The sequence below is a fragment of the Collinsella sp. OM04-5 genome, assembly GCF_003439125.1.
In the GTDB taxonomy this organism is placed as follows: domain Bacteria; phylum Actinomycetota; class Coriobacteriia; order Coriobacteriales; family Coriobacteriaceae; genus Collinsella.
Genome location: NZ_QSUU01000001.1, coordinates 185,899 through 194,898 on the forward strand (window position 1 = coordinate 185,899; position 9,000 = coordinate 194,898).

At 61.2% G+C, this 9,000-nt stretch carries 7 protein-coding genes, 1 tRNA gene and 1 other RNA gene; 7 read left to right on the forward strand and 2 right to left on the reverse strand.

The window, feature by feature from the left end:
• Positions 1-255, forward strand: a 255-nt coding sequence (locus DXB53_RS10075) for a hypothetical protein (RefSeq protein WP_233503771.1), incomplete at its 5' end; no start/stop codon positions are given.
• A gap of 114 nt (positions 256-369) precedes the next feature.
• On the opposite strand, the gene DXB53_RS00800 is transcribed toward DXB53_RS10075, so the two are convergent.
• Positions 370-921: a LemA family protein gene (locus DXB53_RS00800; RefSeq protein ID WP_082421874.1), complete on the reverse strand. Its 552-nt coding sequence runs from the start codon at positions 919-921 to the stop codon at positions 370-372.
• A gap of 211 nt (positions 922-1,132) precedes the next feature.
• On the opposite strand from DXB53_RS00800, the gene DXB53_RS00805 reads away from it, so the two are divergent.
• On the forward strand, positions 1,133-1,717 hold the full coding sequence (locus tag DXB53_RS00805; RefSeq protein WP_117582949.1) for a TetR/AcrR family transcriptional regulator: 585 nt from the start codon (positions 1,133-1,135) through the stop codon (positions 1,715-1,717).
• Between the two features lie 3 nt (positions 1,718-1,720).
• Here the strand turns inward: DXB53_RS00805 and DXB53_RS00810 are convergent.
• Positions 1,721-1,810 (reverse strand) — tRNA-Ser (locus tag DXB53_RS00810).
• A 51-nt stretch (positions 1,811-1,861) separates the two neighbouring features.
• On the opposite strand from DXB53_RS00810, the gene tadA reads away from it, so the two are divergent.
• From tadA to bilS, 5 genes are all read left to right on the forward strand, one after another.
• Positions 1,862-3,643: a tRNA adenosine(34) deaminase TadA gene (tadA, locus tag DXB53_RS00815; protein WP_117582950.1), complete on the forward strand. Its 1,782-nt coding sequence runs from the start codon at positions 1,862-1,864 to the stop codon at positions 3,641-3,643.
• A gap of 168 nt (positions 3,644-3,811) precedes the next feature.
• Positions 3,812-3,907: signal recognition particle sRNA small type (gene ffs / locus DXB53_RS00820), an RNA gene on the forward strand.
• 351 nt (positions 3,908-4,258) lie between these two features.
• Positions 4,259-6,112 (forward strand): ABC transporter ATP-binding protein, encoded by a 1,854-nt coding sequence (locus DXB53_RS00825; RefSeq protein WP_117582951.1) that lies wholly within the window; start codon positions 4,259-4,261, stop codon positions 6,110-6,112.
• Positions 6,113-7,972, forward strand: a complete 1,860-nt coding sequence (locus DXB53_RS00830; RefSeq protein WP_117582952.1) for an ABC transporter ATP-binding protein — start codon at positions 6,113-6,115, stop codon at positions 7,970-7,972.
• 121 nt (positions 7,973-8,093) lie between these two features.
• On the forward strand, positions 8,094-8,645 hold the full coding sequence (bilS, locus tag DXB53_RS00835; protein WP_117582953.1) for a flavodoxin family protein BilS: 552 nt from the start codon (positions 8,094-8,096) through the stop codon (positions 8,643-8,645).
• Positions 8,646-9,000: the final 355 nt, after the last annotated feature.

Genomic DNA, 9,000 nt, shown 5'->3' on the forward strand with positions numbered 1-9,000 from the left:
GGCGCGCGGCCTTTTAGGCCGCGCTTTTGTTTTGGTTCGCGCCATGTGGGGGTGATGGCGACGTGCATTTTTGCGAGTATTCTGCAACCGAAGGCCCCTGCATACCGACCTCGGGCAAAAAATCGGGATTTCTCGATGTTTTCTACGAATGATGGGCGGGGTTATGGGCTGACAGCGTTTGATTTGCAGGGATATTCGCGGTCTTTGGCATTTATCGTAGCGCCCGAAGCCCTTGGTTATGTTGAATACTCCTAAAAATGCACGGCGCTTAGAGGGGGACCTTCGCGAAAAAGGAAACCGCCCCGTCGAAGTATGCATTCGACGGGGCGGTTTATGCATATAGCCGATTTAGGATGCGCTGCCAAACTACTAGAACTTGACGGTCGGGGCCTGGCGGGCTGCTTCGGCGGCCTCGAAGCCCTGGCGCTCCTTAAACTGGAAGATGCCGGCAAAGATGACAGCCGGGAACGTCTGAATGGCGTTGTTGTAGCTGAGCACGCAGTCGTTGTAGCTCTGGCGTGCATAGCTAATCTTGTTCTCGGTATCCTCGAGCGACGCCTGCAGCTGCGTAAAGTTGGTGTTTGCCTTAAGGTCGGGATAGGCCTCGGCTACGGCGAAGAGCTGGCGTAGCGCACCGGTCAGCACGTTGTCGGCCTCCATCTTGGCCTCGGGCGTGGTGGCCTTGACGGCGGTGTTGCGCGCGCTGATCACGGCGGAGAGCGTCTCCTGCTCGTGCTTGGCGTAGCCCTTGACGGTCTCGACTAGGTTGGGGATCAGGTCGTTGCGGCGCTGCAGCTGCGTATCGATGTTCTGCCAGGCGTTATCGATACGGTTGCGCTTGGTGACCATGTTGTTGTAGATGCCGGCGATGGCGCAGACAATCACAATGACAACAACGATGCCGATGATGACGGTAATCATGATGTCTCCGTTTCGAATGGCCGCGGCGGCATGCGCCAGCTGCCGTTGGTATAACGCTACTAGTATACCCGCAACGTTTTGTCGTGCCGAACTTTCCGGTAAGCGTTATGTTTTCGGTGGGGTTGGTACCGGGACAAAGCGCACGAGGTACAGGTGTAAGATATGCGACAGATTGACGAGTGTTGTCTTTACCCTGAGGATGGCGATACCAGTGGACCTTCGTATTAAGAAAACCTATCGCGCCCTGTTCGATGCCTTCACCGAGCTTCTCGAGGAGCATCGATTTGAGGACCTGACGGTTGCCATGCTGTGCGACCGCGCCATGATTCGCCGCACAACGTTCTACAAGCACTTTCGCGACAAGAACGATTACTTTGCCTTTTATATCGATGAGCTTATGTCGGGTTTGCCGCAAAAGCGGGTTGGCGAGGGCGGCACGGTGTCGGCCGACGACGTGCGCGTGCTTCGCCACGAGGTGTTCACCGACGCCATGGACCTGATTCTGGCCCACGAGCAGCTCATGGACAACATTTTGGCGAGCAGCATGTCGGGCATGCTGACCAGCATGATTTGCGATCGCATTGCCCGCTCTATCCGCGAGCGTGTGATGAGTGCGCTAGACGAGGACGCGCTTGCGCCCGTGTCGCTCGACACGACGGCTGAGTTTGTCGCCGGCGGCATTATTCGGCTCTTTACTATGTGGTGGGAATCGGGTCACGATCTGGAGCGTCGCTCCGAGATCGCTGACGTTGTCGATGCACTGTTCGAGCGGACCATGACGCCGGTGCATCACTAAAAGTGGCGGAGAGAGGGGGATTCGAACCCCCGGAACGCTCTCGCGCTCAACGGTTTTCAAGACCGCCGCATTCAACCGCTCTGCCATCTCTCCGTGAGTCGTAATGATAGCATCGTTTTGGATTTGCAACAGGGAAGGCGAACGATGACGATCACCGAAATCGATGAGAAGTTCATGCACGAGGCGCTGGCGGAGGCGCGAGCCGCCGCTGCGGTGGGCGAGGTACCGATTGGTGCCGTGGTAGTGCGCGCGGATGAGATTGTCGCGAGGGCTCACAATCGCCGCGAGCTCGACCAGGACCCTTCGGCGCATGCCGAGTTTGCGGCCCTATGCGCCGCCGCGCAGTCGCTCGGCCGCTGGCGCCTTTCCGATTGCACGGTCTACGTAACGCTCGAGCCCTGCTGCATGTGCGCGGGGCTTATGGTTAACGCGCGCGTGGGGCGCTGCGTGTACGGCGCGGCCGATGCTAAAGCGGGCGCTCTGGGGTCGCTATACGACCTCAATGCCGATTCGCGCCTGAATCATCGGTTTAACGTGACGGCCGGCGTGCTGGCAGACGAGTGCCGCGCGGTGTTGAGCAGCTATTTTAGTGGGCTGCGTGGCACCGATGGTGCTGGCTGCGGTTGTGGGGCCGATCTTGAAGCACACGCCGCTCACGCCGCAGCGCTTGCAGGTGCCGGTGAGGATGCTGGCGCGGTAGTTGACTTTGGTCCTGCGTGCCGCCGGCCCCGCCGTGTGCTGCTGGCGATCGACTCCTTTAAGGGCAGTGTGTCGAGTGCGCAGGCGGAGGAGGCCGTTGCCGAAGGCGTGCGCCGCGTTTGGCCCGATGCCGAGGTGTGCACATTGCTGCTGGCAGATGGTGGCGAGGGGACGCTCGATGCCGTTGCCGCGTGCGGCGGTGAGATTGTGACTTGCGAGGTGGCAGGTCCCTTGGGCGACCGCGTGTCTGCCCGGATGCTGGTTGATGCCGAGCGCAAGTCCGCGGTCATCGAGATGGCCGAGGCGGCGGGTATTGGGTATTCACCCTGCACGGAATCGGCGGCGTTGGCGGCCACAACCTATGGCGTGGGTGAGCTCATGCTTCGCGCGGTTCGCAAGGGCGCAAAGACACTCTATATTGGTCTGGGCGGCAGTGCCACCAACGACGGTGGCGCCGGCATGTTGCAGGCGCTGGGCGCGCGTGTGGTCGATGATCAGGGCTGCGATGTCGCCCCCGGTCTTGCCGGCCTTGAACACGTGGCGAGTATCGATTTGGCGCCAGCGCTTCAGGCTTTGGATGACGCTCGTATCGTTGTGCTTTCGGATGTCGAGAATCCGCTTGTAGGGCGTCGCGGCGCGCTTGCAGTGTTTGGCGGACAGAAGGGTCTGCCAGCGGGTGACGCCGAGGCGCTGAGCAGGTGCGACAGTTGGATGGTCGGCTACGGCCGCCTGCTCGATACGGCAATTGTCGAGGCTCGGGCCCAGGGGTTGTTGCGCGCACCCGAGGGCGCACGGACATTTGGCTCGGTGCTCGGCGTGCCCGGCGCAGGTGCCGCCGGCGGCCTGGGTGCCGCGCTGCTGGCGCTCGGTGCGGAGCTACGCTCGGGCGTGGAGACGGTGCTCGATCTCGCGGGGTTTGACGAGCGTGTACGCGATGTCGACCTGGTCATAACGGGCGAGGGCAATATGGACGAGCAATCCGCTGCCGGCAAGGCGCCAGTGGGCGTGGCCCGTCGTGCGAAACGCTATGGCAAGCCGGTGGTCGCCGTCGTGGGCGGTCGTGCTGACAACCTGGATGCGGTGTATGGGCGGGGTATTGACTTGGTTTTGCCGATCTGCCGCAAGCCCATGCCCCTCGACCAGGCACTCGGTGTGCAAGAAGCCACAACCAACCTCATCTGCGTCGGTGAAGCGGCTGCTCGATCCTACGACCTTGGCCGCATCTAAAACTCATTCCCCTCGATAAGTTGCGGTGAAATAGTTCCTGTTTGGCGGCTCAGACAGCAAAAACAGGAACTATTCCACCGCAACTCAAAAGTAGTCAAATTAGCCCCAAATTAGGTACCTTGCCCCATCGGGCGGAAGCGGGTAAGATATATCGAGCGCCTAGCGCGTTCGATGGGTTCGGATGACGACATGTTCCGAATCTGGTCAGGTCCGGAAGGAAGCAGCCATAAGGAGCCTCTGTCGGGCATCCGAATCCATCGAGCGCACGGGCGCTTTTTGGTGCCGCGACATGGCCCGGCCGGCGACGAGGTATTTGGTGTCTCGCTGGTCCTCGGCTGCGCCTGCGGGATCGCTCGACTACCAAATACCTCGCCGCCGGCCCGGCCCCGTCGTCCAAAAATCACCCGTAAAGTCGCGTTTATCGGGTAACTTAATCCCTTGCTTTGTGTTGCTCGCTGGCTTTGCCAAAACAGCGGCGGATACATGCCTTGGGCACTGGTAGCCTTCGTGCTCACTTCGCCTTAACATCTGTAACGAGTTGCTTACGCATCTCCAGGGCTCTCCGTACTATCATGAATCAGATTGAATTGAAATGATGATAGGGAGCGCCTATACATGATTGAGCTGCTCAGGCGTTTTGGTGGCAAGTTTCGCCGGTGTATGGTGATTGGCCCTGCGTGCAAGCTGATCGAAGTGATCTTTGACCTGCTAACGCCGCTGGTGATTGCCCAGATGATCGATAAGGGCATCGGCGCGCACGATGTGAACGCCGTCGTCCACTACGGCATGGTGCTCGCCGCCATGGCCGTGATTGGCATCTCGTTTACGCTCGTCTGCCAAAAGATGGCGGCGCTCACCTCGCAGGGCATGGGTACTGACATTCGCGGCGCGCTCTACCAGCACATCAACAAGCTGAGCTATGCTGAGCTCGATCGCTTTGGCACGCCGTCGCTCATCACGCGCATCACCAACGACGTCAACCAGGTGCAGCTCGCCGTGGCGCTGGGCGTGCGTATGCTCATCCGCTGGCCTTTCCTGGCGGTGGGCTCCATGGTCGCGGCCCTCGCTATCGACCTTAAGCTCGGCATCATCTTTTTGATCTGCACGCCCGCTATCGGCCTGGTGTTTTGGTTTGTCATGGCGCGCTGCATTCCGTACTACAAGCAGCTGCAGGCAAAGCTCGACCGCATCGCGCTCATTTGCCGCGAGGGGCTTTCGGGCGCTCGCGTGGTTCGCGCCTTCGTGCGCGAGGACCACGAGCGCGAGCGCTTTGCCCAGGCCGCCGATGACCAGGCCAATACTGCCATCGCGGTGGGTAAGCTCTCGTCGATTCTCAACCCCGTCACGTTTCTTGTGATGAACCTGGGCGTGTGCGCCATCCTGTGGGTGGGCGGCATCCAGGTCAACGTGGGCGAGCTAACGCAGGGTCAGGTCATGGCGTTTGTGAACTACATGACGCAGACCCTGACCTCCATCGTGTATGTCGCCAACCTGGTCGTGGTCTTTACCAAGGCGAGCGCCAGCGCGTCGCGTATCAACGAGGTGCTCAATTGCGAGCCGAGCATCACCGACGGGGGCAACCAGCCGGTCGCGCTGCTCAAGCCGGGCAATGTCGCTCCAGTTCCTGCGCTGAGCTTGAGCCATGCGAGCTTCTCTTTTGGCGCGGGCGCTGCCAACGCCGTCAACGATGTGACCCTGGAGCTCCCGCTGGGCAAGACGCTCGGCATTATTGGCGGTACGGGCAGTGGTAAGTCCACGCTCGTCTCGCTCATCCCGCGCCTGTACGATGCGGGCACCGGCAGCGTGAGCGTGATGGGCGCCGACGTGCGCACCTGGCCGCTCGATCAGCTGCGCCACGTGGTCGCGACCGTTCCGCAGCGAGCGTCGCTGGTGAGCGGCACCATTCGCAGCAACCTAACCTGGCGCGACGAGGCGGCAACCGACGAGGAGCTCTGGGCGGCGCTCGACATGGCGCAGGCGAGCGAGTTCGTGCGCAACAAGCCGCAGGGGCTCGATGCCCCGGTCGAGGCGGGCGGCAAGAACTTTAGCGGTGGCCAGCGCCAGCGCCTGACCATCGCACGTGCCCTGGTGGGCTCTCCACAGGTCCTAATCATGGATGACTCCGCCTCGGCGCTCGACTTTAAGACCGACGCGGCGCTTCGCCATGCCATCCGCGAGCGCAGCGTGCGCGGTGCCGCCGCGGGCGGGCTCCCACTGACCACGGTGATCGTGAGCCAGCGCGTCTCGACCGTGCGCGATGCCGACATGATCTGCGTGCTCGACCACGGTTCGGTCGCGGGCCTGGGCGCGCACGATGAGCTGTACGCGACCTGCCGGCTCTATCGCGAGATTTGCCAGTCGCAGCTTCGTCGTGAGGAGCTCGAGGGTCAGCGGGGGAGCGCGACGTCCACGTCCACCCCAGGCGCCGCGTGCGCCCTGGCATCCACTTGCGCAAAGGAGGGCTGCTAAATGAATCCGTACACTTCTTCCGGCTCGGTCGCCACGATGACCGCCAACGTGTCTGGCAACGATAACCTCAACGACCTGGGGGACGGCCCGCGCCAGCCCGGCGACCCCGAGCGCTATCCCGTGGGCGCGGTGACCCGCCGCCTGCTGGGCTATGTTCGCCCGCACCGCATTTCGTTTGCGGCGTCGTTTGTGAGCGCTGCCATCTCGGTGATCTTGCAGCTCTACACACCTATTCTCATCGGCGAGGGCATCGACCTGATCGTCGCCGCCGGGCAGGTGGACTTCGATGCGCTGCTGCCGCTTGTCACCAAGCTCGCGATTGTCGTCGTAGGTGCTGCGGCTTTCCAGTGGCTGCAGGGCTATTGCGTTAACCGCTTGTCCTACGAGACGGTGCGCGACATGCGCGTGGAGGCGAGCGACAAGCTCAGCCGCATGCCGCTCAGCTTTATCGACAGCCATGCCCACGGCGACCTCATGAGCCGCGTGGTCAACGACGTCGATCAGGTGGGCGACGGTCTGCTGCAGGGCTTCACGCAGCTCTTTACCGGCGTTATTACCATCGTGGGCACGCTCGCGTTTATGCTCTCCATCAAGCTGACCATGACGCTTGTGGTGGTGCTCGTCACGCCGCTTTCCATCTTTGCGGCCGGTGCCATCGCCAAACTTTCCAATAAGAGCTTTACGGCACAGCAGCGCATCCAAGGCCAGCTCGGTGGCCATATCGAGGAGTATGTGGGCGAGCAGAAGCTGGTGGATGCGTTTGCCTATGGCCCGAACGCTCAACAGCGCTTTGATGCCCTTAACGCCGAGCTCTATACGGCAGGTGAGCGCGCGCAGTTTATGGGCTCGCTCTCCAACCCCGGCACGCGCTTTATCAATAACATCATCTATGCCGTGGTCGCTGTGATCGGCTGCGCGGGCGTGATCACGGGCGTGCCTGCGGCGCTCACGGTGGGCGGCGTGCAGATCTTCCTGTCCTACGCCAACCAGTACACTAAGCCGTTCAACGAGGTCACGAACGTCATCACGCAGATCCAGACTGCGTACGCCTCGGCGCGCCGCATGTTTGCACTGCTCGATGCGCGCGAGCAGGAGCCCGATGCGCTAGATGCCGTGGAACTTGCCGCCCCGCAGGGTGAGGTGACCTTTGAACATGTGGACTTTAGCTATGTGCCCGACCGCAAGCTGCTGCAGGATGTCTGCATCGAGGCTAAACCCGGCATGCGCTTTGCCCTGGTCGGCCCCACGGGCTGTGGCAAGACGACGCTCATCAATTTGCTGCTGCGCTTTTACGATATCGATGCCGGTCGCATTGCGGTCGATGGCCGGTCTTCGCGTGACTACACGCGCGCAAGCCTGCGCCGCGCCTTTGGCATGGTGCTGCAGGATACGTGGCTGTTCGAGGGCACGGTGGCGGACAACATCGCTTACGGTTGCCCGGATGCCACGCGCGAGCAGGTTATCGAGGCTGCCAAGCGCGCGCATGCGCACAAGTTTATCGTGCAGCTGCCAGGCGGCTACGATACGGTAATCGGCGAGGACGGCGGCACGTTTAGCCAGGGCCAAAAACAGCTGCTGTGCATCGCGCGCGTCATGCTCACCGATCCGGCGATCTTGCTGCTGGACGAGGCAACGTCGAGCATCGATACGCGTACCGAGCTGCAGGTGCAGGCGGCATTCGACGAGCTCATGGCAGGTCGCACAAGCTTTGTCGTGGCGCACCGCCTGAGCACCATCCGCAACGCCGACTGCATTCTGGTCATGCGCGACGGCCAGATTATCGAGCGGGGCACACACGACGAGCTGCTGGCATCGGGCGGTTTCTATGCCGAGCTCTACCGCAGCCAGTTTGCCCAGTAGAGCCCAGTAGGGGCTGCCGATTAGCGGCAGATGGTTTACATCTGCGTCGATAGTACTAAGATATGCTTTTAACAAATTGCATTAATGGCTCGAGTTTCGGGGGAAACGAGGCAACGTGACTATGACATGCTCTATGGTGGTTAACAGCAAGAGCGGTAATACCAGGATGGTTTCGGGGGCGATCAAGCGCGCACTGCAGGCTGCGGGCGTCGAGTTTATCCACGCTGCCGCGCTGAGCGATGATGCAGATCCGGAGCAGGTCGCGCACGAGGCAGAGGGTGCCTGCGCTGCCGATACGGTGCTCGTTGGTTTTTGGTGCGACAAGGGCGCCTGCACGCCCTCGGTGGCGGCGCTGCTTTCCGCCCTGCACGGCAAGCGCGTCTTCTTGTTTGGCACCTGCGGCTTTGGTGCCGACCAGAGCTATTTTCAGCAGATTATCGACCGCGTGTCGTCCAATTTGGCCGAGGATGCCGAGCTTGCGGGCTGGGCGATGTGCCAGGGCAAGATGGGCCCCGCGGTCAAGCAGCGCTACGAGGCCATGCTTGAGCAAGATCCCGAAAACGCCCGCTTTAAGATGCTGCTCGACAACTGGGTTGCCGCGAAGGACCATCCCACCAAGGAAGATCTGGACAACATGGCCGCAGCCGCCAAGAAGGCTGTGCTGGGCGAGTAGATAATCGCCGTCGCGCGCTCGAAATAATACAAACGTGAAAGCCTCGAAATTCTCGAGGCTTTTTTCTTAACACGGGGTTGCGGAAGCTGAGTCCCGGAATTTGCCTCTGGAATGGGATGTGGTTTCCGGTTGAGGGGTCTGGCGGAAAGCGCGACCCGGAATTTACGGCCGAAGTGGGATGTGGCTTCCCAACGGGGCCACAAGCGGAAACCGCATCCCGTTTCGCAAGCGAATTTTGGGACACGGTTTTCAGAGGGTTATGGGCTGCGAATTAGATGGGGCTGTCATAAAGCTGCAAAAAGAGGGTTAAAAATAAACGGTACTTCCAGCAGTTTATTTTTAATGTGGGGGGGGG